General features: G+C 71.1%; 20 protein-coding genes, 1 tRNA gene and 3 pseudogenes. 13 read left to right on the forward strand and 11 right to left on the reverse strand.

Translation table 11 applies throughout. The features are described 5' to 3' along the window. Nucleotides 1-3 precede the first annotated feature (3 nt). Nucleotides 4-1,500, forward strand: coding sequence for a type III PLP-dependent enzyme domain-containing protein (locus ACFPZI_RS02875; RefSeq protein WP_381357732.1), 1,497 nt, complete (start codon nt 4-6; stop codon nt 1,498-1,500). A gap of 183 nt (nt 1,501-1,683) precedes the next feature. Here the strand turns inward: ACFPZI_RS02875 and ACFPZI_RS02880 are convergent, their stop codons facing one another. After that, entirely contained in the window at nt 1,684-2,274 is a 591-nt protein-coding gene (locus ACFPZI_RS02880; RefSeq protein WP_381357735.1) for a hypothetical protein, read from the reverse strand. Nucleotides 2,275-2,405: 131 nt separating this feature from the next. Beyond that, a complete protein-coding gene (locus ACFPZI_RS02885; protein ID WP_381357738.1) occupies nt 2,406-3,251 on the reverse strand; it encodes a MurR/RpiR family transcriptional regulator in 846 nt (281 codons plus the stop codon). A gap of 205 nt (nt 3,252-3,456) precedes the next feature. On the opposite strand from ACFPZI_RS02885, the gene ACFPZI_RS02890 reads away from it, so the two are divergent. Then, complete coding sequence (locus tag ACFPZI_RS02890) at nt 3,457-3,882, forward strand: hypothetical protein (protein WP_381357846.1); 426 nt, start codon at nt 3,457-3,459, stop codon at nt 3,880-3,882. A 489-nt stretch (nt 3,883-4,371) separates the two neighbouring features. Here ACFPZI_RS02890 and ACFPZI_RS02895 read toward each other — a convergent pair whose 3' ends face one another. After that, on the reverse strand, nt 4,372-5,760 hold the full coding sequence (locus tag ACFPZI_RS02895) for a cystathionine beta-synthase (protein ID WP_381357740.1): 1,389 nt from the start codon (nt 5,758-5,760) through the stop codon (nt 4,372-4,374). A 256-nt stretch (nt 5,761-6,016) separates the two neighbouring features. Here ACFPZI_RS02895 and ACFPZI_RS02900 point away from each other — a divergent pair, with 256 nt between their 5' ends. The 3 genes from ACFPZI_RS02900 (at nt 6,017) to ACFPZI_RS02910 (ending at nt 9,558) form a co-directional block, all read left to right on the forward strand. Then, complete coding sequence (locus ACFPZI_RS02900; RefSeq protein ID WP_381357743.1) at nt 6,017-7,063, forward strand: SGNH/GDSL hydrolase family protein; 1,047 nt, start codon at nt 6,017-6,019, stop codon at nt 7,061-7,063. A 160-nt stretch (nt 7,064-7,223) separates the two neighbouring features. Then, nucleotides 7,224-8,444, forward strand: coding sequence for an acetyl-CoA C-acetyltransferase (locus ACFPZI_RS02905; RefSeq protein ID WP_381357746.1), 1,221 nt, complete (start codon nt 7,224-7,226; stop codon nt 8,442-8,444). A 304-nt stretch (nt 8,445-8,748) separates the two neighbouring features. Then, nucleotides 8,749-9,558: a hypothetical protein gene (locus tag ACFPZI_RS02910; protein ID WP_381357749.1), complete on the forward strand. Its 810-nt coding sequence runs from the start codon at nt 8,749-8,751 to the stop codon at nt 9,556-9,558. Between the two features lie 65 nt (nt 9,559-9,623). Here ACFPZI_RS02910 and ACFPZI_RS02915 read toward each other — a convergent pair whose 3' ends face one another. Further along, nucleotides 9,624-9,935, reverse strand: coding sequence for a hypothetical protein (locus tag ACFPZI_RS02915; RefSeq protein WP_381357750.1), 312 nt, complete (start codon nt 9,933-9,935; stop codon nt 9,624-9,626). A gap of 100 nt (nt 9,936-10,035) precedes the next feature. Between ACFPZI_RS02915 and ACFPZI_RS02920 the strand changes: the two genes are divergently transcribed. Beyond that, the gene (locus tag ACFPZI_RS02920; RefSeq protein ID WP_381357753.1) at nt 10,036-10,269 is read left to right on the forward strand and encodes a DUF4287 domain-containing protein; all 234 of its coding nucleotides are present in this window, start codon (nt 10,036-10,038) and stop codon (nt 10,267-10,269) included. A gap of 154 nt (nt 10,270-10,423) precedes the next feature. Here the strand turns inward: ACFPZI_RS02920 and ACFPZI_RS02925 are convergent, their stop codons facing one another. Next, nucleotides 10,424-11,332, reverse strand: a complete 909-nt coding sequence (locus tag ACFPZI_RS02925) for a Bax inhibitor-1/YccA family protein (RefSeq protein ID WP_381357756.1) — start codon at nt 11,330-11,332, stop codon at nt 10,424-10,426. Nucleotides 11,333-11,613: 281 nt separating this feature from the next. On the opposite strand from ACFPZI_RS02925, the gene ACFPZI_RS02930 reads away from it, so the two are divergent. Further along, a complete protein-coding gene (locus tag ACFPZI_RS02930; protein ID WP_381357759.1) occupies nt 11,614-11,946 on the forward strand; it encodes a hypothetical protein in 333 nt (110 codons plus the stop codon). Nucleotides 11,947-12,012: 66 nt separating this feature from the next. Here ACFPZI_RS02930 and ACFPZI_RS02935 read toward each other — a convergent pair whose 3' ends face one another. Next, nucleotides 12,013-12,849: an isocitrate lyase/phosphoenolpyruvate mutase family protein gene (locus ACFPZI_RS02935; RefSeq protein ID WP_381357761.1), complete on the reverse strand. Its 837-nt coding sequence runs from the start codon at nt 12,847-12,849 to the stop codon at nt 12,013-12,015. Nucleotides 12,850-13,361: 512 nt separating this feature from the next. On the opposite strand from ACFPZI_RS02935, the pseudogene ACFPZI_RS02940 reads away from it, so the two are divergent. Continuing rightward, nucleotides 13,362-13,849 (forward strand): annotated as a pseudogene (locus tag ACFPZI_RS02940) (HD domain-containing protein); the annotation flags it as partial. 209 nt (nt 13,850-14,058) lie between these two features. On the opposite strand, the gene ACFPZI_RS02945 reads toward ACFPZI_RS02940, so the two are convergent. Then, nucleotides 14,059-14,146: transfer RNA gene (locus tag ACFPZI_RS02945), tRNA-Leu, on the reverse strand. Nucleotides 14,147-14,602: 456 nt separating this feature from the next. Here ACFPZI_RS02945 and ACFPZI_RS02950 point away from each other — a divergent pair. Beyond that, a complete protein-coding gene (locus ACFPZI_RS02950) occupies nt 14,603-15,373 on the forward strand; it encodes an ABC transporter ATP-binding protein (protein ID WP_381357764.1) in 771 nt (256 codons plus the stop codon). 120 nt (nt 15,374-15,493) lie between these two features. After that, on the forward strand, nt 15,494-18,022 hold the full coding sequence (locus tag ACFPZI_RS02955) for an ABC transporter permease (protein ID WP_381357766.1): 2,529 nt from the start codon (nt 15,494-15,496) through the stop codon (nt 18,020-18,022). Nucleotides 18,023-18,369: 347 nt separating this feature from the next. Here ACFPZI_RS02955 and ACFPZI_RS02960 read toward each other — a convergent pair whose 3' ends face one another. Next, nucleotides 18,370-19,668 carry a class I SAM-dependent methyltransferase gene (locus ACFPZI_RS02960; protein ID WP_381357768.1) on the reverse strand — a complete coding sequence of 433 codons (1,299 nt, stop codon included), beginning with the start codon at nt 19,666-19,668 and terminating at the stop codon, nt 18,370-18,372. A gap of 368 nt (nt 19,669-20,036) precedes the next feature. After that, nucleotides 20,037-21,449 (reverse strand): NAD(P)/FAD-dependent oxidoreductase, encoded by a 1,413-nt coding sequence (locus tag ACFPZI_RS02965; RefSeq protein WP_381357771.1) that lies wholly within the window; start codon nt 21,447-21,449, stop codon nt 20,037-20,039. 606 nt (nt 21,450-22,055) lie between these two features. On the opposite strand from ACFPZI_RS02965, the gene ACFPZI_RS02970 reads away from it, so the two are divergent. Beyond that, a complete protein-coding gene (locus ACFPZI_RS02970; RefSeq protein ID WP_381357773.1) occupies nt 22,056-22,400 on the forward strand; it encodes a VOC family protein in 345 nt (114 codons plus the stop codon). A 248-nt stretch (nt 22,401-22,648) separates the two neighbouring features. Then, nucleotides 22,649-22,826: pseudogene (locus ACFPZI_RS02975) on the forward strand (Tn3 family transposase); the annotation flags it as partial. 25 nt (nt 22,827-22,851) lie between these two features. Here the strand turns inward: ACFPZI_RS02975 and ACFPZI_RS02980 are convergent. Next, nucleotides 22,852-23,937, reverse strand: coding sequence for a DUF5937 family protein (locus ACFPZI_RS02980; RefSeq protein WP_381357774.1), 1,086 nt, complete (start codon nt 23,935-23,937; stop codon nt 22,852-22,854). 99 nt (nt 23,938-24,036) lie between these two features. Here ACFPZI_RS02980 and ACFPZI_RS02985 point away from each other — a divergent pair, with 99 nt between their 5' ends. Further along, nucleotides 24,037-25,251, forward strand: coding sequence for an MFS transporter (locus ACFPZI_RS02985; protein WP_381357776.1), 1,215 nt, complete (start codon nt 24,037-24,039; stop codon nt 25,249-25,251). On the opposite strand, the pseudogene ACFPZI_RS02990 reads toward ACFPZI_RS02985, so the two are convergent. After that, nucleotides 25,241-25,483, reverse strand: a pseudogene (locus ACFPZI_RS02990) (site-specific integrase); the annotation flags it as partial. The gene ACFPZI_RS02985 and the pseudogene ACFPZI_RS02990 overlap by 11 nt on opposite strands. Nucleotides 25,484-25,738 lie beyond the last annotated feature (255 nt).

The raw sequence follows: 25,738 nt of genomic DNA on the forward strand, positions 1-25,738 counted from the left end.
AGCATGGACATGGGCACTGAAATGGGAGACGACGGCGGGACACGGGACGCGGGTCACGGCGAGAACGACGGGCAGGCGGCAGGAGCAAGGCGGGCGGCCCGGCGGGACACGGCGGTGCGGGCCGCCGTGGCGCAGGGGCTGCTCGGCCCCTGCCATCCCCTGGTGGCGCTGCTCGACGTCACGGGCATCCGGGAGTCGGCGGCCGAGCTGCGGGAGGCCTTCGCGGCGGTGACACCGTCCGGCACCCCCGTGCTGCACGCCTTCGCGGTGAAGGCGACCCCGCTGGTACCGGTGCTGCGGCTGCTGCACACGGAGGGCATCGGGGCCGAGGTCGCCAGTCGCGGCGAGCTGGCGCTGGCGCGGGCGGCGGGCGTGCCGCCGGGGCGGACGGTGCTGGACTCGCCCGCCAAGACACCGGCCGAGCTGCGGGAGGCACTGGCGCTGGGCATCGCCGTCAACGCGGACAATCCGCAGGAGCTGGCGCGTATCGACGCCCTGATGGCCGACTCCCTGGCGCGGTCGGCCGGTCTCCGCTCCCCCCTCGGCATCCGGGTGAACCCGCAGATCGGCGGGGGCACCATCGAGGCGCTGTCCACCGCCACGGCGACCTCGAAGTTCGGTGTGGCGCTGCGCGACGAGGGGGCGTGGGAATGGGTCGTGCGGGCGTACCTCGACCGGCCGTGGCTGACCCGGCTGCACACGCACACCGGCTCCCAGGGCATCGCCCTGCCCCTGATGGCGAGAGGTGTGGCGGAGTCGTACGCGCTGGCCGAGGAGATCAACCGGCGCGCGGGGCGGCAGCAGGTCGACACCGTCGACATCGGTGGCGGGCTGCCGGTCGACTTCACCTCCGACGCGGCCGGCCCGACGTACACGCAGTACGCGCGGCTGCTGAAGGAGACGGTGCCCGGCCTGTTCGACGGGCGGTACGGGCTGGTCACCGAGTTCGGGCGGTCGCTGCTGGCGAAGCACGGCACGACCGTCGCCCGGGTGGAGTACGCCAAGAGCGCCGGCGGACGGGCCGTCGCGGTGACGCACGCGGGCGTGCAGGTCGCGACGCGCACGGTGTACACGCCGGCCGCGTGGCCGCTCAGGATCACCGCGTACGACGCCGAGGGGCGGCCCAAGGAAGGACCGGCGGTGATGCAGGACGTGGCGGGACCGGCCTGTTTCGCGGGCGACCTGCTCGCCCGCGAAATCCCGCTGCCGCTGCTGGAGCAGGACGACTACGTGGCCGCGCTGGACACCGGCGCGTACGCCTTCGCCCACCACTACGGGTACAACTCGCTCCCCCGCCCGGCCGTCCACGGCTTCACCACGCACCACGTGGACCACGTGGACCGCACAAACCGCACGGGCGGCACGAACCGCGCGAACGGCGCGAACGGCGCGAACGGCGCGGGCGACGAGGTCGCCTTCGCGCTGGTGCGACCGGCTCAGACCGCCGAGGAGATCGTGGCCGAATCGGGCGGCGCCCACGCCGACGCCCTGCTCCCGTGAGTGACCGGGCCTGATGCCCGGCCCGGCCTGATGCGGGTCAGACCGGGCCGGACCGGGCCCGCTCGGGTAGGGCCGGGCCCGGCCCGCGTCAGACCGGGCCGGCCCGGACCATGTCGAACCGGACCCGGTCGCACCAGACCCGGTCGGTTCGGGTCAGGCCCAGTCGGGTCAGGTCAGGGCCGGTCAGGTCAGGGCCGAGACCCGGCGGCGGGCGCCGCCCGGGGTCGCGTCGCCCGCCGCGATGCCGGTGGTCCGGTAGCCCTTGACCGCCTTGCCGGCCGGGCTGCCCGCACCGCCGCTCAGCCAGTCGATGCGGACCCACAGCAGGGCCTCGCCGGCCTCCTCCAGGCGGCCGATCCAGGATGCCTTCAGCCACAGGCCCACACCGCACCCGGCGAGCAGCAGACCGCCCGCCACGGGGACCGCGAACGCGCTGCCCAGGGCGGCGAGGAAGGCGAGCAGCAGCCACCAGCGGTTCCGCCGGCGCCAGTTGCGCACGCTGACCGCGCGGTCCTGGAGCACGTCGTGCTTGCCCGCCCGGACCGCCGGCCGGGCCAGGTCGCGGTACCGCCCGCGCCGTACGTACGCCACCGCGGCGAGAGCCACGAGGAACAGCGCGGCACCGGCCGACACACCGATCCGGCGGCCGGTCAGTCCCGGCACCAGCACCCCGATGCCCGCCGCGAACACCCCCAGCCACCACAGCGGCGCGGCCCCGGCCCGTACGACCACGGCCACCCGAGCCAGCCCCTGTCCTCCGCGTCCTGCGCGCATCACGTCCAGCCTCCCGTCCCACTTCAGTGGAGCGTCCGTAGGGTCGGAGCGCAGACTAGTGACTCGAGGTGAGAGAAATCTGAGATACCCGCAAGGAGCGACATCTCGCCCCGCAGCCACGGGCCCCGGTGTCACTCCACGAACAGGCCGCGCGTCGCCGCCTTCGTGTCGAACTCCTCCAGACGGGCCTGGGCGTCGGGCAGGTCGTCGCACATCGCCTCCAGCAGCACCCGGCCCAGCAGCATCGGCGCGCACGCCGTGTCGAAGGCGAGCCCGGTGCCGACGGCGGCGGGCAGCAGCAGGTCGGAGACCTTGGCGACCGGCGCGAAGGCGGAGTCGGCGACGGTGACCACCGTCAGCCCCGTCTCCCTGGCATGGGTGAGGGCGTCGACGACCTCCCGGGGATGCCGGGGCAGCGCGAAGCAGAGCAGGGCTCCGGCGCCGGCCGCGGCGGCGGCGTCGACGCGGTCGTGGAGCATGGAGCCGCCCTCGTTGAGCAGCCGTACGTCGGGGTGGACCTTGGCGGCGAAGTAGGCGAAGCCGTGGGCCTGTGCCGCCGCCGCACGCAGCCCGAGCACGGGCAGCGGCCGGCTGCCCGCGAGGATCCGCCCCGCCCGCCGGACGGGCTCCGGATCGGCGAGCACCTCGGCCAGGTGCCGCAGGTTCTCGATCTCGGCCTCGACGGCCTGCTGGTACTCGTTGTACGACCCGGCGTCCGGCGCCGGCGGTCCGGAGGGTACGACCTCGCGCAGATGCCGCCGCAGGGCGGGATAGCCGTCGAAGCCGAGGGCGACCGCGAACCGGGTCACGGAGGGCTGGCTGACCCCGGCCAGCTCGGCCAGTTCCACGCTGGACAGGAACGGCACATCGGCGGCGCGCCGCACCATGCTGTGCGCGATGCGCCGCTGCGTCGGCGTCAGCCGGTGTCCCTCGAACAGCGCCTGCAGGCGCGCGGCAGGCCCCTCGGTGCCGCTCATGACGTGACTCCCCCTCGACCTGATCACCTGGCACTGATCACACGGCTGTCCACCCGGCCCATTCACCCACCGTGCTTCCTGCATGCCGTTATACAGGCGAGCACGGGGCGCGCACGACCGGGACCGGCAGGCCCCCCGGCCGACAAGGGGGCTGTCCCCAGTGCCATGGGCGGCCGGGCTGCCTACCGTGGTCCGTATGAGCGGAATGAATGCGCGGGACGCCGACCTGAAGAAGGAACTCAACGCCACCCTGCAGGCCCGCAGGGAACTGGGCGACGAGTACGAGTCCGCGCTGGTCGACTCGTTCCTGGAGAAGGTCGACCAGCGTATCGACGGCGCGGTGGAGAGCCGGGTGCGCCGGCAGCTCGCCGAGCAGCAGATGACGGTGGCCCGGGACTCCCGGTCGCCGAAGGCCACGGACACCTGGGGCGAGCGCTTCGGCTTCGGGATCGCCTCCCTGGTCCTGGCGGTGCCGCTGTCCGCCATCGGCGGCGGCGTGGCCCATCTGCCCGGCCTGCTGGTCGCCTGGCTGGGCATCGTCGGCGTGAACGTCGTCCAGGCGGCCCGCATCAATCCGGGCCTGTTCGGCCGCCGCAGGCAGCAGCGGCAGGGCAACGGCTGGGAGGACTGAGCGCAGGGGCTGAACGCAAGCGCTGAACGCGGAGAACTGGGCGCGGGAGGCTGAACGGGATCAACGCGGGGACCACCGCACCCCCGTTACCGGGGGGCGGGACGACGGTGGTCCCCGCGCAGTGACGCGGGCCGGCCTGGCCGGGCTGCGCGCCTGGCGTCCATGGAGATCCGGGAGCCGCTCCGGAGGTCCTGTGACGCCGTTCCCTGTCGGCCGGGAAGGGGAAGCCTCCCCCCCTGCTGAACGCCTGGGAGGCACCCCACCTGCCCGCCGACAACGACCAATCTGCCGGACCGGTGTTAAGCGAGTGCTGCGCGCACGTGACACCCGCGTACCACTTCCGCGAAGTCCACGAAGATCACGTCACGGCTCGGCTCCCGGCACTCATGACTCACGGCCGTTGCACTCGCCGTCGGCAGACGTCAACCGTCCGTCACTTCCCGCCGGTAACTTCCCGCCGGTCACTTCCCGCCGGTCACTTCCCGTCGGTCACTTCCCGTCCTTGGCGAGGAAGGAGAGCAGGTCCTGGCGGCTGACGACACCGGTCGGCTTGCCCTCGACCAGGACGATCGCCGCGTCGGCCTTGCCCAGTACGGCCATCAGGTCCGCGACCGGCTCACCGGAGCCGACCTGCGGCAGCGGGGCGGACATGTGCTTCTCCAGCAGGTCGCCGAGCGAGGCGGTCTTGCTGAACAGCGCGTCCAGCAGTTCCCGTTCCACCACCGAGCCGACGACCTCGGCAGCCATCACGTCCGGGTGACCGGCACCCGGCTTGACGACCGGCATCTGCGAAACGCCGTACTCGCGCAGCACCTCGATGGCCTGCCCCACCGTCTCGTCGGGGTGCATGTGCACGAGGGACGGGATGTGACCGTGCTCCTTGTGGTCGAGGACGGCGCTGACGCGCGCGCTGGGGCCGGCGTCCTCGAGGAAGCCGTAGTCGGCCATCCACTCGTCGTTGAAGATCTTGCTGAGGTAGCCGCGTCCGCTGTCCGGGAGCAGCACCACCACGACGTCGTCCTCGCTGAGCCGCTCGGCCACCCGCAGCGCCGCGACCACGGCCATGCCGCACGATCCGCCGACGAGCAGGCCCTCCTCCTTGGCGAGGCGCCGGGTCATCTGGAAGGAGTCCTTGTCGGACACGGGGACGATCTCGTCCACGACGGTCCGGTCGTAGGCGGTCGGCCAGAAGTCCTCGCCGACGCCCTCCACCAGGTAGGGCCGCCCGGAGCCGCCGGAGTAGACGGAGCCCTCGGGGTCGGCGCCGACGACCTGGACACGGCCGTCGCTGACGTCCTTGAGGTAGCGCCCGGTCCCGGAGATGGTGCCGCCGGTCCCGACCCCGGTCACGAAGTGGGTGATCTTCCCCCCGGTCTGCTCCCACAGCTCCGGTCCGGTGGACTCGTAGTGGCTGAGCGGGTTGTTGGGGTTGGAGTACTGGTCCGGCTTCCAGGCCCCCGGCGTCTCACGGACCAGCCGGTCGGAGACGTTGTAGTACGAGTCGGGGTGCTCGGGGTCCACCGCGGTCGGGCAGACGACCACTTCGGCCCCGTACGCCCGCAGCACGTTGATCTTGTCCAGGGAGACCTTGTCGGGGCACACGAAGATGCACTTGTACCCCTTCTGCTGGGCCACGATGGCCAGGCCGACACCGGTGTTGCCACTGGTCGGCTCGACGATGGTGCCGCCCGGCTGCAGCTCTCCGCTCTTCTCCGCCGCCTCGATCATGCGCAGGGCGATGCGGTCCTTCACCGACCCGCCGGGGTTGAAGTACTCCACCTTGGCCAGGACGGTCGCCCCGATGCCGTGGGTGACGTGGTTGAGCCTCACGAGCGGGGTGTTGCCGACGAGGCTGATCATCGAGTCGTGGAATTGCACCGTTGTCTCCGGATGCTGCAAAAGGTGTGGTTGACGTAGTGATGCCAGCGTAGAGCCTGCTCCGGACCCTGTCCCCGAACCCGCCTCCGGTCCCACCCCTCCCGGGTCGTTCACTCCGCGCGAAGATTGGATCACGGTCCGTACGGGGCAAGCAGTGGGTGTACGGCTGTGAGGCCGTACGTACGGCTGTGAGGTTGTACTGCCGTGCGGCTGCGGGCCGTACTGCTGTACGGCTCGGAGGAGGTGGCGGCGAGGCATGACGAGGATGTCGAGGGCGAGGGTGGCCCGGCGGATCGCGGCCGGCGCCGCGTACGGCGGGGGCGGCATCGGCCTGGCCGGCGCGGCCGGCGTCGGGCTGCTGCTGGCCGAGGCCCGGCTGGCGCGACGCCGCGTGAGCAACGGCAGGAGCCCGCACGTACCGACCGCGGACGGACTGTACGGCGCCGCCTACACGGTGCCCGGTCAGCCGGCGCTGCGGCTGACGATGCTGGGCGACTCCACGGCCGCCGGCCAGGGTGTGCACCGGGCCGGTCAGACCCCGGGCGCGCTCCTGGCATCGGGGGTCGCGGCGGTCGCGGAGCGGCCGGTGGGGCTGAGCACGGTGGCGGTGCCCGGCGCCTGCTCCGACGATCTGGACCGACAGGTGACGCGGGCGCTCGCGGATCCGTCCCGGGTGCCCGACATGTGCGTGATCATGGTCGGCGCGAACGACGTCACGCACCGCATGTCGCCCGCGCTCTCCGTGCGCCACCTGTCCGCGGCGGTGCGCCGGCTGCGTACGGCGGGTGCGGAGGTCGTCGTGGGCACCTGCCCCGACCTGGGCACGCTCGAACCGGTCCAGCAGCCCCTGCGCTGGCTGGCCCGGCGGACCTCCCGGCAGTTGGCGGCGGCCCAGACGATCGGCACGGTCGAGCAGGGCGGGCGCACGGTGTCGCTGGGTGACCTGCTCGGCCCCGAGTTCGCCGCGAACCCCCGCGAGCTCTTCGGCCCCGACAGCTACCACCCCTCCGCCGAGGGGTACGCCACGGCGGCCATGGCCGTCCTGCCGACGGTCTGCGCCGTCCTCGGCCTGTGGCCGGCCCAGGACGAGCGCCCCGACGCCGCGCGCCGCGAGGGCTTCCTCCCCGTCGCCCGAGCAGCGGCCGAGGCCGCCTCGGAGGCGGGCACCGAGGTCACCGCGGCCATGCCCACGGGCCCGAGGGGCCCCTGGGCCCTCCTCAAGCGCCGGAAGCGCCGCCGGGTGCGGGAGCCGGAGCCGCAGGCCGCGGAGTCCGGGGAGCCCCAGTCCCAAGCAAGCGCTTAGTAAGATGCGGCCAGTGTCACACCGCGCGCCCCGTGACCCCGCCACTACGTCCGGGTAGCTTCCCAGACAGCCCTGCCCGACCACCCGGCACGCCCTCCCGTCGCCCGACCACCACCCCTCGACGAGGCGCTACGCGCCGCCCCTTCCCTCAGGAGCCGTAATGCCCGAAGCCGTGATCGTCTCTGCCGCCCGTTCCCCCATCGGCCGCGCTTTCAAGGGCTCCCTCAAGGATCTGCGCCCGGACGACCTGACCGCCTCGATCATCCAGGCCGCCCTCGCCAAGGTCCCCGAGCTGGACCCCAGGGACATCGACGACCTGATGCTCGGCTGCGGCCTCCCCGGCGGTGAGCAGGGCAACAACCTCGGCCGCGTCGTCGCCGTGCAGATGGGGATGGACCACCTCCCCGGCTGCACCATCACGCGCTACTGCTCGTCCTCCCTGCAGACCTCCCGCATGGCGCTGCACGCCATCAAGGCCGGGGAGGGCGACGTCTTCATCTCGGCCGGCGTCGAGACGGTCTCCCGGTTCACGAAGGGCAACTCCGACAGCCTGCCCGACACCCGCAACCCGTTCTTCGCCGAGGCCGAGGCCCGTACCGCCGCCGTCGCGGAGCAGGAGGGCACCACCTGGCACGACCCGCGCGAGGACGGCCTCGCCCCGGACGCCTACATCGCGATGGGCCAGACCGCCGAGAACCTGGCACGGCTGAAGGGCGTCACCCGCCAGGACATGGACGAGTTCGGCGTCCGCTCGCAGAACCTGGCCGAGGAGGCCCTCAAGAACGGCTTCTGGGAGCGTGAGATCACCCCGGTGACGCTGCCCGACGGCACGGTCGTCGCCAAGGACGACGGCCCGCGCGCCGGCGTCACCCTGGAGGGCGTCTCGGGCCTCAAGCCCGTATTCCGTCCCGACGGCCTGGTCACCGCCGCCAACTGCTGCCCGCTCAACGACGGCGCCGCCGCGCTCGTCGTCATGAGCGACACCAAGGCCCGCGAGCTGGGCCTGACCCCGCTCGCCCGGATCGTCTCCACCGGCGTCTCCGGCCTCTCCCCGGAGATCATGGGCCTCGGCCCGGTCGAGGCGTCCCGGCAGGCGCTGCGCCGCGCCGGTCTCACCATCGACGACATCGACCTGGTCGAGATCAACGAGGCGTTCGCCGCGCAGGTCATCCCCTCCTACCGCGAGCTCGGCATCCCGCTGGAGAAGCTGAACGTCAACGGCGGCGCGATCGCCGTCGGCCACCCGTTCGGCATGACCGGCGCCCGCATCACCGCCACGCTCATCAACTCCCTCCAGTTCCACGACAAGCAGTTCGGCCTGGAGACGATGTGCGTCGGCGGCGGCCAGGGCATGGCCATGGTCATCGAGCGCCTCAGCTGACCGACTCGGCCGACCACTGTCGCGATGTCGCGATGTCGCAAAGTAGCCGAAGCAGCACGGTTGGTGAGACCACGGCCCGGAAACCCTGCACCACCGGGTTCCGGGCCGTTCCGTGATCCAATCTCCCCCAGGATGTGATCTATCTCCCTCACCGTGGAGATTCACACAGGTCAGAGCCCTACCCCTACCCGGCCCGGAAACCACACTCTGTCCGTTTCGTGACGTTACGCACTGACAGATGGTTAGTCCACCCTTCAAGCTGATGTAGGAAGTCGGGGGTCGACTTTGAACCGGGAGTACGTCAGTGAGCGCCATGCCGATCGCCCTGTTGGTCACCACGGCCGCAACCGGCGCCGTGGGCGTCGCTGTCCTGCGCAGCATTCTGGTGCTGCGCCGACAGGTCGCGGCCCTGCACGCCGAGCTGGTCAAGGACCGTGCCGCCACCACGCGTGCGCTCCTGCCCGCCGCCCGCTCCGCCCCCGCCGACGAGATACGCGCGGCCGTGGCCGAGGCCCTCGCGGAGGAACGGGAACGGGAACTCGCCGAGGCGCGGGCGTTCTGGGCCGCCCAGGAGGCGCGTGACATCTCCGACACGCCGTCCCTGCTGGGCCTGGCCGACAGTGAGCTGTTCATGCCGCGACAGACCGATTTCGTGGGTCTGGAGCCGGTGGCCGATCCGGGCGCCGACACCGACGAGTACGCCCCGACGGACTTCGTCCAGGGCGGTACGCCCACGGAGTCCCCGGAGCTGGCCGCGGCCCGCCGCCGGCACCCCTCCCACCCGGACTTCGTCCCGAACCCGTCACCGGTCGCGAACGACCACGAGCGCACCGTCTCCACGCTGGAGGAGCTGGCCTCCTCCGAGGTGGAACTGACCGACGTCCGCCCCGGCCCGCTGGGCACACTGGACGTCTACGTCTTCGCCGACGGCACGACGCTGTGCATGACACCGGGACACCGGGAGACCGCGGAGCGGCTGGCCGCGGCCCTGCGTGAGGGCCGGGCCCCGTTCCTGCTGGGCGGTTCCGGCATCTCGGGCGCGTACACGCTGACCTTCGCCTGCGGCGAGGAGAACGTCTACATCCTGGCGGACCGCGTCATCGCGTCCCTCTGATCCTTCCGCCTGGATCTTTCCGCCTGAACCCTTCCGCTCGATCTTTCCGCGCGCCGGGTGTGTCCCTACACCCCGGCGCGCTTCTGCGCCTCCTCCACGAGCCATAGCGCCTCCGCGATCTCTTCCTCGTTCTCCAGTACGAGCGCCAGGTCGTGGCCGGCGACGGTGATCTGGTCGGCGGCGGCGAACATGCCCGCGTCGGGCATCTCGCGGGGCTCGGTGCCCGGCTCCTCCAGGCGCTGGGTCCACACCGCCAATTCCCTGGCCAGGGCGAGTGCCTCGGCGGCGGCCCCCCGTTGCAGCCGGCTCTGCGGCGCGGCCCGCAGACGGTCGGCGAAATGATCCACGGCACGGGTGAGGGGCGTCGTATCAACCACGCGGTGAGCGTACGCGGCACGACAGGGCTGTTGCCAACGGACGAACGGTCGGGCACGGTGACCTGAAGGACCGGCTCACACCCCTGCGCTGGAGGCGCCGATGTCCCAAGTCCTCTCCGAGGAGACCCATCGCAACATGCTCGCCCGCATCCCGCACTGCACCGGTCGTGAGATCTCCGACTGGCTGCGCACCGTCGAAGAAGAAGGCCCCTCCCTCTTCCGCTTCGAGGAGAAGGTCAGCTGGCTCCGCCACGAGTACGACCTGGCGTACGGCCATGCCAAGGCGATCATCCACGAGTACGACCTGAGAAGGGCCGCGCGCAACCTGCGCTGAGCCCACGCCCCGCCCACGACGACCCACCACTCACCCCCGTCCACCACACCACCCACCCTGCCCGCACCACGGCGAAGGGCCCCGGGTGAACCCGGGGCCCTTGCGTGTGTCCGCGTGGATCGGACGCTTCGATCACCGACGCGCCGACCGGTCGCTAGTCGCTGCTGCTGAAGATCGCGATGAGCCTCAGGAACTCCAGGTAGATCCAGACCAGCGTCAGCGTGAGACCGAAGGCGGCGAGCCAGGCCTCCTCGCGCGGGGCACCGTAGGCGAGGCCGTCCTCGACCTGCTTGAAGTCCAGGGCGAGGAAGCAGGCACCGAGGATGATGCCGATGACACCGAAGAGAATGCCGAGCGGACCGCTGCGGAAGCCGAGGCCGTCACCGCCGCCGAACACCGCGAACATCATGTTCACGGCCATCAGCAGGATGAAGCCGAGCGCGGCCGCCATCACGAAGCCGTAGAAACGGCGGTTGACGCGGATCCAGCCCGCCTTGTACGCCACCAGCACACCGACGAAGACCGCCATGGTGCCGAGTACGGCCTGCATGGCCGCACCGTCGGCGATGCGGTTGTCGACGACGCTGGAGATGACGCCGAGGAAGACACCCTCGAACGCGGCGTACGCCAGGATCAGCGCGGGCATGGCCTTGCGCTTGAAGGACTGCACGAGGCCCAGGACCATGGCGACCAGCGCGGCGCCGATGCCGATGCCGATGGACCGGCCGAAGTTGGCGTCGTCCACGGGCAGCAGCGCCCAGGCGAGCGCGGCGAAGACGACGAGCACGCCGAGCGTGGTGCCCGTGCGCATGACGACGTCGTCGATGGTCATCCGGCCGGCGGTGGCGGGCGCCTGCGGCGGCGCGCCGTGCTGCACGTCCTGCTGGCCGTACGGGTTCTGTGCGTAGGGGTTCTGCGCGTACGGGTTGCCGGTGGGCTGCGCGTACGGGTTGCCCTGCGTGGCGACAGCGGGACCCCCGGCCTGCGGCGCGGTGTTGAAGCCCGCGTAGCCGTTGTCGCGGCTGAACCCCCGTCGCGAGAAGACCGGGTTTCTGCTCCTCATTTCACTCCTCCATGGCCACACAGCGCGGCCTTGGGCTCAAGAGTAATAGGTAGGCAAAGGAATGACCCCAATGCTTGGGAAGGATCTTTCCCTCGTTGTGCTGCACAACACGCTACGCGGTCATCCGATTCCCCTCAGCGCAGGGGACCCAACCATGACCGATCTGGAACCTGCCCGGAACCAGCCGGAGATCAGCCCAGCCGTCCCCGCCCCACCCCCGTCCCCGCCCTGCTCACCTCCGATCGAGGGTGCTGAGCCTGGCGATGTCCGGGGAGGGGCTCGTGCGGTCGGCCGTGGCCGCCGGGTTCGGCCTGTGGGCGGTGGCGGGGCCGCGGGAGGCGCTGACGGGCCGTGGCGATCCGCAGTACCGGCGGGAGATGGCCGCATCGTTCGGTGAGTTCGGCGACCGCGTCCGGCTCGGCGGCGACCCGGCCGGCGCCCAGCGTCTCGGCGACCAGCGTGGCGCTGTCCTCGGGCGGCAGCAGGCCGGGGGAAAGCCAGGATGCGCCGTCCGGGTCGACATCCGCGCCTTCCACGACCTGGTGCTCGGCAACGGCTCGCTTCCCCTGGATGTGCTGGACCGGGTGGTCGCCCGCTGGACCGCGACCCGCTGAGCGTTCGCCGCGTGCGGGGGCAGGGGGCCGGTGACCGGCCCCCCTGCAGGCTTTCCACCGCCGTTCTCAGCCGCTGAACAGCCCGTTCATCTGGAAGAAGTCCAGCGAGTCGTCCAGCGAGTCGTAGGTGCCCGACTCCAGCAGTTCGAGCGTGGCGCGGCGGGCCGCCGTGTACGCGGCCTGGGCCACGCCCGTGCCGACGCTCACCCTGCGGACACCCGCCCTGGCCAGTTCGGCGACGCCGGGGCCGCCGGGGCCCGCCATGGCGTTGACCGGGAGCGGGGAACGGTCGGCCAGGTCGGTGAGGACGGCCAGGTCGAGCAGGCCGGGGACGAAGATGCCGTCGGCGCCCGCCTCGGCGTAGGCGGCGGCGCGGGCCAGGACGTCGTCCAGCCGGCCGGACTCCTCACCGATACCGAAGAGGTACACGTCCGTACGGGCGTTGATCACCAGCTCGGACAGGCCGGTCTCGGTGGCGGCGGTGCGGGCGGCGGCGATGCGCCCGGCCTGCTCCTCGGGCGTGAACAGCGGGCCGCCCGCGGCCCTGGAGTCCTCCAGGTTGATGCCGACGGCACCGGCGGCGACCACCGCGGCGACCGTCTTGGCGACCTCGGCCGGGGCCGCTCCGTAGCCGGACTCGACGTCGACCGTCACCGGCACGTCCACGGCGGCGGCGATACGCGCGGCGGCGGCGAGCATCTCGTCCCGGGTGGCCTGCTCGCCGTCGCCCCTGCCGAGGGACCAGGCCACACCGCCGCTGGTGGTGGCGATGGCCGGGGCACCCGCGGCGGCCATCACGGCGGCGCTGCCCGCGTCCCAGGCGTTCGGCAGCACAAGGACCGTGTCGGTGCCGAGCGTGCGCAGTCGCTGGGCCTTGTCCTTGGCGCTCTGGTCAACTGTCATGAATTCAGCGTTCCTTTCACAGGGCGGGGCAGGTGCGGAAGATCGTCACACGCGTGCGGGGAGGAAAGGCGGGATCCGGACGGGTCGGGCGGTGGTGAGAGGGCCCCGCAGCGGGTGATCGTCACGTACAGGTGTCCGTCGAGGACCTTCGGCAGCGTGCGCAGCACCCTGCCGACTGGCTCACCACCTGGCTCACCCAACGGTCGCTCGCCGCGATAGCAGCCCGCCAAGGCGACCGCGACCGCATGACCCACTTCATCGACAGCGCGCTCCAGGACAACGCCGGCGAAGCCGCGAACCTCTCCTACTGGGCCTACCGGATCGGCGAGACGACCGTGCCGCAGTTGAGCGACGGTTTCATCGCCGACGGCTCCCTCCGAGCCTGGAACGGCGACAAGCTCCTCGCCCACCTCGCCGAAGGCATGGCACCGCACCACGGCTACGCCGACCTCCCCATCCACTCGGTGTGGTCACTGCTCCAAGTACGCCCCGACCTGCTGCGAGCGGGAGCCGCAGGCCGCGCCTGGCGCACCGCCCTGCTCGCCTCCGTCATCGCGAAGCGGGAAGGAGCCGACCCTACCCAGGCCGCGCTGCTCGCCGTCTGGCACGACTCGCAGGAGACCCGCAGGAGACCCGCAGGAGACCCGCACCGGGGACGTCAACCACCTCGGCAAGAAGTACGCCCAGGGCGAAGCCGACCCGCGCGACATCACCGCCGACCAGGTCGCCGGCATGCCCAAGGCCCTGGCGGACGCCGTCCAGGCCCTCGTTGCCGAGTACGAGGCGAAGGAAAGCCCGGAGGCAGTCTGTGCCCGCGACGCCGACAAGCTGGAATGCGTGATCCAGGGCATCGAGTGCCGGGCACAGAGCACAGGGCTACGCCAACGCCCAGCGGTGGATCGACAACAGTCGTGGTCGCATCCTCACCAAGTCCGCCCAGGCCCTCGCTGATGCCGTGCTGGAGACCGGATCGCTCGCCTGGCTTCGAGCAGCCCTCGGCAGACGTCCTGACTGTCAGCGCCGGGCGGTACGGCTGCCCATATGTCCCGGCCCACCCCGACTCGCGATGTTCCGCGCCCAGATATCCAGCAAGTCAACGCGCGCGTCCGGCGCCCCATGAGCGAGCCCGTCGGCGGCGCGCCGTCGGGTGCGAACGCCCCCTCGCCCTGTGGGCGGAGGCAACTGCCAAGTCAAGGGCCGCGCCAAAGATGGTGCCCGGAGCCGGACTTGAACCGGCACGCCCCCAGCAGGGGCAGCGAGGTTTAAGCTCGCCGTGTCTGCATTCCACCATCCGGGCAGGCCATGGGCTCCGCGTCGGGCCCCCCGAGCTTATCCGGACCCCTCCCCCGAACTGCGGGGTGGTGGGCCCATGTTGTCTGATTTTATTGGCGCCTGAGGGTGTATCAGGCCATGGGAATCGCCATCAGCACATGCCAACAGCCTCGCGTGCGAGGGTCGGCCACGTATGCGGAATGACGGAATTTCACCGTCTGAACAAGGGCGACCCACCCGTTCTTGCGACATCCGGCGTTCGGAGGGCTCCGCTCGGATCGAAAACCCTCTCTGTTCGGGCCCGGCCCCTCCCCCTCGTCCGGGGTCGCCGTCAACCCCAGGTATGACGGTGACCACCGGGGTCCACCCTGAGTCGCCCCTCGGAACCGGAGCTGCGGGTGACTGCACGGCGGCCGTCGGGCGGAACGATGGATGACGTCCCGTTCCCGTGAAACGTCGTACCGTCAGGAGTGCCCATCCCGTGACCACCGCACCCATCGCCGACCGGACCACCACCGTGGCCGCACGCGCCACGGAGCTGTCGAAGATCTACGGCCAGGGCGAGACCCAGGTGGTCGCCCTCGACCAGGTCTCCGTGGACTTCCGGCAGGCCGAGTTCACCGCGATCATGGGCCCCTCCGGCTCCGGCAAGTCCACGCTGATGCACTGTGTGGCCGGCCTCGACACGTTCTCGGCCGGTTCCGTGCGCATCGGTGACACCGAGCTGGGCTCCCTCAAGGACAAGCAGCTCACCAGGCTGCGCCGGGACAAGATCGGCTTCATCTTCCAGGCGTTCAACCTGCTGCCGACCCTGACGGCCCTGGAGAACATCACCCTCCCGATGGACATCGCGGGGCGCAAGCCGGACAAGCAGTGGCTCGACACCGTGATCCGGATGATCGGACTGTCCGACCGGTTGAGCCACCGGCCGTCCCAGCTGTCCGGCGGCCAGCAGCAGCGGGTCGCCGTCGCGCGGGCGCTGGCCTCCCGGCCCGAGATCATCTTCGGCGACGAGCCCACCGGCAACCTCGACTCCCGTTCCGGCGCCGAAGTGCTCGGCTTCCTCCGCAACTCCGTACGCGAGCTGGGGCAGACGGTGGTCATGGTGACCCACGACCCGGTCGCCGCGGCCTACGCGGACCGGGTGGTGTTCCTCGCGGACGGCAGGATCGTGGACGAGGTGCACGGACCGACGGCCGACTCGGTGCTCGACCGCATGAAGCAGTTCGACGCCAAGGGCCGTACGAGCTGAGCCGTCACCGGCCGAGCCGTCGTCAGCACACAACAGTCCCTCACCTCTTCCGGTGACGCGGCCTCACCCCTGCTGACGCCCCACACCCCCACTCGTACGACTGGACTCGAGAAGACACCCATGTTCCGTACCGCCTTGCGCAATGTGTTCGCGCACAAGGCCCGGCTCCTGATGACCGTGCTCGCCGTGATGCTCGGCGTGGCCTTCGTGTCGGGGACCCTGGTCTTCACCAACACCCTCTCCGACGCCCTCCAGAAGAGCTCCGCCAAGGGCTTCGACCACGTAGACGTCGCCGTCACCGCCCAGTGGAAGGACGCCGAGGGAGACAAGGTCGGTGAGTCCCACGAGCTGACCTCGGCCATGGTCGAGGACAGCGCCGAGGTGCCCGGCGCCGCGCAGGCCATCGGCGTCGTCCTCGGGTTCACCGCCATGGCCGACCAGGACGGCAAGCTGATCGGCGACGGCTTCGGGTCGCAGGGCGGCAACTACTGGGGCACCGACGACCCCCGTTACCCGCTGGCCGAAGGGCACGCGCCGAAGGGCGCCGACGAGATCCTCATCGATGCCGAGACCGCGAAGCGCACCGGCTACCGGGTCGGCGACACCGTACGGATGTCGGTCGACGGCCCCGTCCTCGAGCCGGTCGTCGCCGGCATCTTCACCACCGACGACGGCAATGTCGCGGCCGGCGGCAGCCTCGCGCTGTTCGACACGGCGACCGCGCAGAAGCTGTTCGGCAAGGAGGGCACGTTCGACGAGATCGCCGTCAAGGCCAAGGACGGCGTCTCCGAGACCGCTCTGAAGGCGGAACTGGACAAGGCGCTGCCCGCCGATGCCGTGGAGACCACCACCGGCACGCAGCTCGCCGAGGACCAGGCGAGCATGATCGCCTCGTCGATGAGCGGGCTGAAGCAGGGCCTGCTGGTGTTCGCCGGCATCGCACTGTTCGTCGGTACGTTCATCATCGCCAACACCTTCACCATGCTGGTCGCCCAGCGCACCCGGGAGCTGGCGCTGATGCGCGCGGTCGGCGCCTCCCGCGGGCAGGTCACCCGGTCGGTGCTGCTCGAGGCGTTCGTGGTGGGCGCGGTCGCCGCCGTGGTCGGGCTGCTCGCCGGTATCGGCATCGGGGCCGGGCTGCGTGCCCTGATGGGGACGTTCGGCGCGACCGTGCCCGCCGGCCCGCTGGTGGTCACGCCGGGCACCGTCGCCGCCGCGTTCGCGGTCGGCATCCTGATCACCATGCTCGCCGCGTGGCTGCCCGGCCGCCGGGCCGCGAAGATCCCGCCGGTGGCGGCGATGAGCTCCGTGCACGCCAAGGCGACCACCAAGTCGCTGGTGCTGCGCAACACGCTGGGCACGCTCTTCTCGGGCGCCGGCATCGCGGTGGTCCTCGCGGCCACGACGATGAGCGGCACGGACGGCCAGGCCCCCATGGGTCTCGGCGCGGTGCTGCTGATCATCGGCGTGTTCATCCTGACCCCGCTGCTGTCCCGTCCGCTGATCGCCGCCGCGGCGCCGGTGCTGCGCGTCTTCGGGGTGTCCGGGAAGCTGGCCCGGCAGAACTCGGTGCGCAACCCGCGCCGTACCGCCGCGACCGCGTCCGCGCTGATGATCGGGCTCACCCTGATCACCGGGATGACGGTGGTGGCGGGCAGCCTGCAGAACGCCATCGACAAGATGGCCGCCTCCGCGATCGAGGCCGACTACGTGGTGTCGATGGCGAACGGCAACTGGCTGTCGCCGGACGTCGAGCGGACGCTGAAGCAGTCCGACGACGTCACCGCCATCAGCCCGCTGCGCAACGCGCCCGCCCGCATCGACGAGCGGACGGAGTTCCTGACCGGCGTCGACGGCTCCTCGATCGGCGAGCTGACCGACTTCCCGGTCCGCGACGGCGCCTTCGAGGTGGCCGGCACGCGGATCGTCGTCGACCACGGTACGGCCGAGAAATACGGCTGGAAGGCCGGTGCGGACTTCACCCTCACCTACGAGGACGGCAAGAAGCAGGAGCTGACGGTCGCCGGGGTCTACGAGGGCAACGAGATGTTCCGCGGCATCATGCTCGACACCGCGACCCTCGCCCCGCACCAGCCGGACCCGGTCGACATGCGGGTCATGGTGAAGGTCTCCGGCGGTGCCTCCGACGCGGCGAAGGACCGGCTGGTGGAGGCCCTCGGCACCAACCCCGCCATCCAGGTGCAGGACAAGAAGGATCTCTCCAACGAACTGGCGTCCATGTTCACGCTGATGCTGAACATGGTCTACGGGCTGCTGGCGATGGCCGTGCTCGTCGCCGTCCTCGGGGTCATCAACACCCTGGCCATGTCGGTGTTCGAGCGTTCCCAGGAGATCGGCATGCTCCGCGCGATCGGCCTGGACCGCAAGGGCATCAGGCGGATGGTCCGCCTGGAGTCCCTGGTGATCTCCCTGTTCGGCGGGGTGCTCGGCATCGGCCTGGGCGTGTTCTTCGGCTGGGCGGCCGGACAGCTGGTGGGCTCGAGGATGGCGACGTACGAACTGGTCCTGCCCTGGGACCGGATGGCGGTCTTCCTGCTGCTGGCCGGCGTCGTGGGCGTGCTCGCGGCCCTGTGGCCGGCCCGGCGGGCGGCACGGCTGAACATACTCCAGGCGATCAAGGCGGAGTAGCGGGTCGCAGCCGGCAGTAGCCCGGTGGCGAAAGTACTACGGGAGCGGGGGCGCGGGCCCTGTTCCGGTGGCCGGACTCGGTCGGACTCCTGGAGTCGGTCGGAGTCGGTCATCGGAACAGGGCCCGTCGTCGTGCCCCGCGTCGTGCCCGTGATGCTGTGGGAGCATCCGGCGGACCCGGGGCATGAGCCCGCCGACCGTGACACTTTCCGGGAATGTGTCACGGTTCGCAGCCGGAGTACCCGTGCCGTCGGTACGGGCTCGCGAGGCCCGGAACGCCGGGCCGAATCGACCAACGGCATCTGCCCGTCGTCGCGGGGCACGACGACGGGGAGCGAGGGTGGCGGTCAGTTCCAGGTGCGGGCGCGCAGGGGGAGACCGGACGTACCGGATTCGGGGGTCTTCACGGCCAGGACCTGGTTGACGCCGATGCGGTTGCGTTCGAAGGCGAGCGCGGAGGCGGCCATGTAGAGCCGCCAGACGCGGGCGCGGCCCGGCCCGGTGAGCGCGACGGCCCGGTCCCAGCCGTCCTCCAGGTTCGCCACCCAGCGGCGCAGGGTGAGGGCGTAGTGCTCGCGGATCGACTCGACGTCGCGCGTCTCGAAGCCGGCCTGCTCCAGCAGGGACACGGTGGTGCCCACCGGGGCGAGTTCGCCGTCGGGGAAGACGTACGCGTCGATGAACGGGTTCAGGCCGTACTCCGTCTCGTCCCGCTGCGGGCGGCGCGCGATCTGGTGGTTCAACAGCCGTCCGCCGGGCTTGAGGAGGCGGTGCAGAGCGGTGGCGTACTCCAGATAGCGCGGGGAGCCGACGTGTTCGGCCATGCCGATCGAGGAGATCGCGTCGTAGGGGCCGTCCGTGACGTCACGGTAGTCCTGCACACGGATCTCGACGCGGTCGGTGAGCCCTTCCTCGGCGGCGCGCTTACGGGCATACGCGGCCTGCTCCTGGGAGAGCGTGATGCCGACGACGCTCACGCCGTGCTCGCGGGCGGCATGGATCGCCATGGAGCCCCAGCCGCAGCCGACGTCCAGCAGGCGCTGACCGGGCGTCAGGGTGAGCTTGCGGCAGATGAGTTCGAGCTTGTCGTGCTGGGCCTGTTCGAGGGTGGCCTGCGGGGGCGGGGCGGGCCAGTAGGCGCAGGAGTACACCATGGACGGGCCGAGGACGATCTCGTAGAAGTCGTTGCCGACGTCGTAGTGGTGGCTGATGGCGCGCTTGTCGCTGCGCTTGGTGTGGAGGCCGCGATGGGGCCTGCGGATCTCCTCCGGGGGCGGGCCGGGCGGCAGCGGCGAGCCGGTCAGCGCGACGAGGCCGCGGACGGCCGCACGGACGCCGGGGTCGCGCAGGGACTGGGCGAGGGTGGGGGCGTCCTCGCCGCGCTCCCAGAGGAGACCGGAGAGGCGTTCGAGGACGGTGTACAGGTCGCCCTCGACGCCGAGGTCGCCGGCCACCCAGGCGCGGGCGAGGCCGAGTTCGCCCGGCTTCCACAGCAGGTGGCGCACGGCACGGCGGTTGCGGACGACAAGGATCGGGGCGTCCGGCGGGCCGGCCTGCGATCCGTCCCAGGCGCGGATGCGCAGCGGGAGCGGTGCGCCCAACAGCTGTTCGACGAGGCCCTTCAGCCGCGAAGCGGCGTCTCTCATGGTGTACACCTCCGATAGGGGCGCCCCCTGCTCGAGCGAGGTCGAGAGCTTGGGGGAGGCCAAATCCCGGAATGTCGTCACCACGTAAACATCTGCGGGGCGCAAGGCAGTCCCCGGCGCGCGTCATGACTGGGCAAAACGCCGAAAAGGCCGCCCGCACCACGGATGGCGGGCGGCCTTTTCGGGGAACCGAAGGTGACCGATGGAGGCCGATGACCTGAAGCCTGCCGTTCGGACCGGGTTGGGCCGGAGGCCGCCCGGCCGTGCGCGGGCCTGGCAGAGCCTGCGGGTCGGGCGATCTGCGGTCAGGTGGCCCATGGCCGGTCGGCCTGGAGCCGGTCGGCCCGCGGCCGGATGCCGGCCTGAGGTCAGGAGGCCTTGGCCTTCTCGGCCTTCTCGCTCCCGGCCTTCTCGGCCGTGACCGGCTTGGCGGCCGCGGGCAGCGGCGCCGGCTTCGCGGCCTCGTAGAACTCGTCGCGCGGGGACTGGATCGCGCCCAGCGAGACGACCTCGCGCTTGAGGAACGCAGCGAGCGTCCAGTCGGCGAAGACGCGGATCTTGCGGTTCCACGTCGGCATCGCCATGCCGTGGTAGCCACGGTGCATGTACCAGGCGAGCCGGCCCTTGAGCTTGATCTTCATCTTGCCCATGACGATCATCGCCACGCCCTTGTGCAGGCCGAGGCCCGCCACGGCGCCCTTGTTGGCGTGGCTGTACTCCTTCTGCGGGAAGCCCCGCATACCGGAGACCACGTTGTCGCCGAGGACCTTGGCCTGGCGCAGCGCGTGCTGGGCGTTCGGCGGGCACCAGGCGTTCTCGTTGCCGGCCTTGCGGCCCACGAGGTCCGGCACCTGGGCGTTGTCGCCCGCGGCCCAGATGTAGTCGGTGCCGGTGACCTGGAGGGTCGGCTGGGCGTCGACGTGGCCGCGCGGGCCCAGCGGGAGGCCGAAGCGGGCCAGCGCCGGGTTCGGCTTGACGCCCGCCGTCCACACGATGGTGTTCGAGTCGACCTCGAGGCCGTTCTTCAGCACCACGTGGCCGTCGACGCAGGAGTCCATGGAGGTGGAGAGGTAGACCTCGACACCGCGGCCCTCGAGGTGCTCCTTGCCGTACTGGCCGAGCTTGGGACCCACCTCGGGGAGGATCTTGTCGGCGGCGTCGACGAGGATGAAGCGCATGTCCTCGCGGGACACGTTCCTGTAGTACTTGGCAGCGTCCCGGGCCATGTCCTCGACCTCGCCGATGGTCTCCGCGCCCGCGAAGCCGCCACCGACGAAGACGAAGGTGAGCGCCTTGCGGCGGATCTCCTCGTCCGTGGTGGAGTCGGCCTTGTCAAGCTGCTCGAGGACGTGGTTGCGCAGGCCGATGGCCTCCTCGATGCCCTTCATGCCGATGCCCTGCTCGGCGAGGCCGGGGATCGGGAAGGTGCGGGAGACGGCGCCGAGCGCGACGATCAGGTAGTCGAAGGGCAGCTCGTAGGCCTCGCCGACGAGCGGCGCGACCGTGGCGACCTTGCGGTCCTGGTCGATGGTGGTGACCCGGCCGGTGAGGACCTCCGCCTTGGGGAGCACGCGTCGCAGGGGGACGACGACGTGCCGCGGGGAGATGTTGCCGGCGGCGGCTTCGGGCAGGAAGGGCTGGTAGGTCATGTACGACCGCGGGTCGACGACGGTGACGGTCGCCTCGCCGTAACGCATCTTCTTCTGGATGCGCCGAGCTGCGTACAGGCCTACGTACCCACCGCCTACTACGAGGATCCTGGGACGCTCCGTGGTGCTCATGCCATCGAGTATCCACCTGCCCCAGAGGGTGAGCTCGTGCGCCCCTTCACAAGCTCGGGCAGCAGTCGTGTTACACTTCCCGGCTTTTGTGATCAAACCCATGCCGGGGGCCGGGAACCCGAACCGTACACAACCCGTTGTCAATGCCGCGTGAGCTGCTCCTCTTCGCCTCCGACGGCGCCGTGAGGCCTCGCGCGAGACCTCGGGAGCGACCGCCCGGGCACCCCCGCCCGCACCTTCTGAACGTGTTCAAAGCAGCCTACGGGGCCCGAAAGGGTCAACCGGACTCAGTTCTTCGACCTACCGGGGCAATTTCCTTGTGAAGAACTTCACGAACTTTCCCGTCGGCAGCCCGCGAAAGGGCCCTCCGGCCCCTTCCCTCAGCCGCTCAAACGGTATCCACGCTGCTCGGCGGAGTGCCGTCAGCGCCCCGTCCGTCGGCGCCACCGTGCCCCTGCTCCCGCTCCCGACTCATCTCGGCTGCGCCGTAACGCTCTCCTACGACCGCAGGGGTCAGCACCGCACCGCCTCCCCGCGGCCGAACCAAGAGCATCACCTCACTCGGCAGTCTCGTGGCGGGTCAGGGGCCGTCATAGGCTCCCGCTCATGCGTGCACACCTGCATCAGATCGTCGTGGACTGCCGCGAACCGAAGACCCTGGTCCGTTTCTGGGCCCAGATGCTTGGTGGTGAACCGGTCGACCGTGCCCGCGGCTGGTCGCACATCGAGCTGCCCGGGTTCGCACGGCTCGCCTTCCAACCGGTGCCCGAGAGCAAGACCGAAAAGAACCGGTTCCACCTCGATATCGCGGTCGATGACATCGGGTCCGCCACCACCGAGGCGGTGGGCCTGGGCGCAACCCGGGTCGGTGAAATGGTCACCGACGACCAGGGGGCTTTCCAGGCCATGCTCGATCCAGAAGGCAACGAGTTCTGCTTCGTCAGCGCCTAAGTCCTCTACCTGTCGCGTACCAAGCCGTAAGGGCCTGCCGGGAATTAACCTGTGGGTTTTGAGACTTGAACCCGCAGGCCAGCGCGCCGCTCGCCCACATGTCGTTCTCCGACAGGCCCTAGGCCACGCAACCACTGCTGCCGCACAAGCCTCGCGTACTGCCGCACAAGCCTCACAAGAAGTTGTCTACAAACTTCTCGACCTCGGCTTTCGTCCCGACGTCTCGTACATCGAGGCGTCCGACCCGCCGGACTCCGGCGCTCTATCAGCGCTGCCAGGACGGCATGGAGGACCGGATCGGCGCCCTGGGCCTGGTCCTGAACGCGCTCGTGCTGTTCAACACCCGGCTACATGGACGCCGCCGTGAACCAGCTGCGCGCGAACGGCTTCGACGTCCGTGACGAGGACGTGGCCCGCCTCTCCCCGACCGGCCCGGGCAGACCGAAGCTACTCAGCGCAGTACGGCCGCCAGCAGGTCGGCGCCCAGCGCCGTCAGATCGGTCCGATTGAGGGTGTAACGGATGTAACGACCGTTCCGCCGGGCCGTGAGCAGGCCCGCGCGGCGCAGGGCAGCGAGGTGGCGGGAAACCTCCGGGGGTGAAAGTTCCCAGGCGTGGGCCAGCTCACCGGTGGTGTGCGGGCCGCGGGCCAGGGTGCGCAGCAGCCGCAGCCGTACCGGATGTGCGAGTGCCTCCAGCCGTAGTGTGACCGTTTCCAGCGATACCGGCTCTGATGGACTGGGCTCGGCCACGGGGTACTGCACCACCGGTTGCCACCCGGGCGCGTGGACCGTCACCAGGTGCGGGCGGCCGAAGACGCTGGGGAGGAAGGTGACCCCGGTGCCGTGGGCGGCGGTCGCATTGTCCTGCAGCTTGTCCACGATGATGCAGTTGCCGTCCGGTGCCAGGGTGACTGCGCTGGAGACCGATGCGAGTGCCGCCCCGATGCCCTGGCGCTTCAGCAGGTCGTTCTTCAGGCGCAGGTCGGTGGCGAGTTGCACGGCGACGCCCGTCCAGGCGGCGTCGAAGAATGCCTCGGCGCACTGTTCGAGGGTGTGACGCACCCGCGCCCGCACGACGGCCGGGTCCGCGAGCAGCCGTTCCGCGAAGGCCTCTTGGAGCGCGCCGCGGGCCTGGGCCAGGTCCAGGGCCCGCTCGCGCGCCGTCGCGTCGGCGAACAGCGACGGTGCGGCGAAGTGGACCCGGTTGCTGCCGCACGTGGTAATGAGCGCGGCGGCCACGTAGGTTTCATCGTCGATCCGGTCCACGTCGTCCAACTCCTCGGCGAGGGTGGGCCGGGGACGAGCGGGGACCAGGAAGTCGGCTCGTGAGGAACGCCAGAGGAACTCCGCCTCCCGCAACCGCTCGGCCAGCTCCGGCCGCAGCCCGGCCCAGACGTCCCCGGCCCAGCCGGCGAGCTGCGGGTGATGCGCGGGTTCGGCCAGCACGTGCAGCATCGCGGTCAGCTCGGCCAGCGGGGAGGCAGCGAACCGCGGTCGCCCGGACGGCAGGCCGCCGATGTCGATCCTCAACGTCATCCCCTCATCATCGCTGGTCGGATGGCCGACGACCGTGTCGATTGACGGTGTCCGTCAACCGACATAGTCGGCTCGGCGGCCGAACGCACCGTTGACGCCATGGCAACCACCACCAAGATCCAGCCGCGCGCCCTCGTCCGTGCCTCCGGAGGCCCCCGCTATGCCGTCGCCCTGGCCGTGGACGCGCTCGGCACCGGCCTGCTGCGGCCCTTTCTGCTGCTCTACGGGGTGTCCGTGCTGAGGCTGTCCGCGCCGGCCACCGGCATCGCCATGACGGTCGGCGCCGTCGTGGGTCTGGTGTGCATGCCCGCGGTCGGCCGATGGCTGGACCGGGGCGCACGCAGCACGGTCGTGGCAGCGTCGATGCTGGTGCGGGTGCTGGGCGTGGCGCTACTGCTGGCCGCCCCGGCGGGGCACGTCTGGCTGTTCGCGGCGGCGGCGCTCTTCCTCGGCATCGGCAACCAGGCATGGCCGGCCGCCCATGCAGCCCTCGTGGCCACGGTCGCCCACGGCCGGGAACGCGACGCCGCCCTCGCAGGGGGCCGCGCCCTGCGCAACGCCGGCCTGGGCGCCGGTGCACTCCTCGCCACCGCATGCCTGGCGGGCGGCACCACCGCATTGCAGGCGCTGGCAGCCGTCACCGGGCTCGCCTACCTCGCCGCGGCGGCCTTGGCGTGGTCGGTCCACGTGCACGCTCATCCGGCCGCTGCCGCGGCCAAGGGCAGGGACGACGAGCCCGCACCCCGGATGCGCGCGCTCCTGGCCGCCAACGTGATCTACGCCTTCTGCCTCAACGTCCCCGAAATCGCGCTCCCTCTTGTCCTGGTGACGCAGATGCACGCCTCCCCAGTGTGGTCGGGGGCCATCTTTGTGGCCAACACAGTGCTGGTGGTCACCCTGCAGGTTCCGGTCACCGTCCTGATGTCCCGCTTCCCCCGCCGGTCCGTGCTGGCAATCGCCGGCGTGGTGCTCACCGCGTCCTACCTCGGCTTCCTCGCGGCCACCTCCCTGGGACACGGCTGGGGTGCCCCGGCCGTCGCCGCGGTGTCCGTGGTCTGCACCCTCGGCGAGATCATCTACGCAGGCAGCGTCACGGCGCTCGTCACCGCCCTCGCCCCGGCGCATGTCCTGGGACGCGCCCTCGCCCGCTTCCAGCTCTCCACGGGCTTCGGCCTCGCCGTCTCCCCGGCGGTCATCACCGCTCTCGCACCCCACGGCTCGGCCGCCCTCTGGGGCAGCCTCGCCGCTGCGACGCTCCTCTCCGCCGGCGCCGTTGCCACCGAGAAGGATCAAGGAACGCGGCTCAGCGGTTGATGCCGCCGGGCGCGAGCAGGCTCGTGAGCTCGGCAATCGGCTCTGGCGACGGTTTGAAGTAGCGGCGGACGTTCTCCGGCTTCTTGTGTCGGGACTTCGCCATCAGCATCAACAGGGACGCGCCCTGCTCGCAGAGGTGGGTCAGCGAAGAGTGGCGGTACTCGTGCAGATCCGAGCCTGTGCCCGGCCCCCGAAGGGCGGTGTACTCGTCCAGCAGGGCGCGCGCCTGGCCGCCGACCGCTCCTTCGACGGTCAGGTCCTCACCCTGGCGACGGCACACGCGCTGCTGATCACGCTCTGGCTCCTCGCCTGGACCGTCCTCGTCCGGCGCGCCTCACGCACCCTGCTGAAACCCCGCTTCCAGCGCCTGACCGCCAGGATCACAGCCGTGGTGTTCCTCGCCCTCGGGATCCGCACCGCGGCCACGTGGACCGGCAGCCGCCGTACGGGCCCGGGGCACCCCCGGCCGCCACGGACCCCGCGCCGT

The sequence above is a fragment of the Streptomyces chlorus genome (assembly GCF_042655885.1).
Lineage (GTDB): Bacteria > Actinomycetota > Actinomycetes > Streptomycetales > Streptomycetaceae > Streptomyces > Streptomyces chlorus.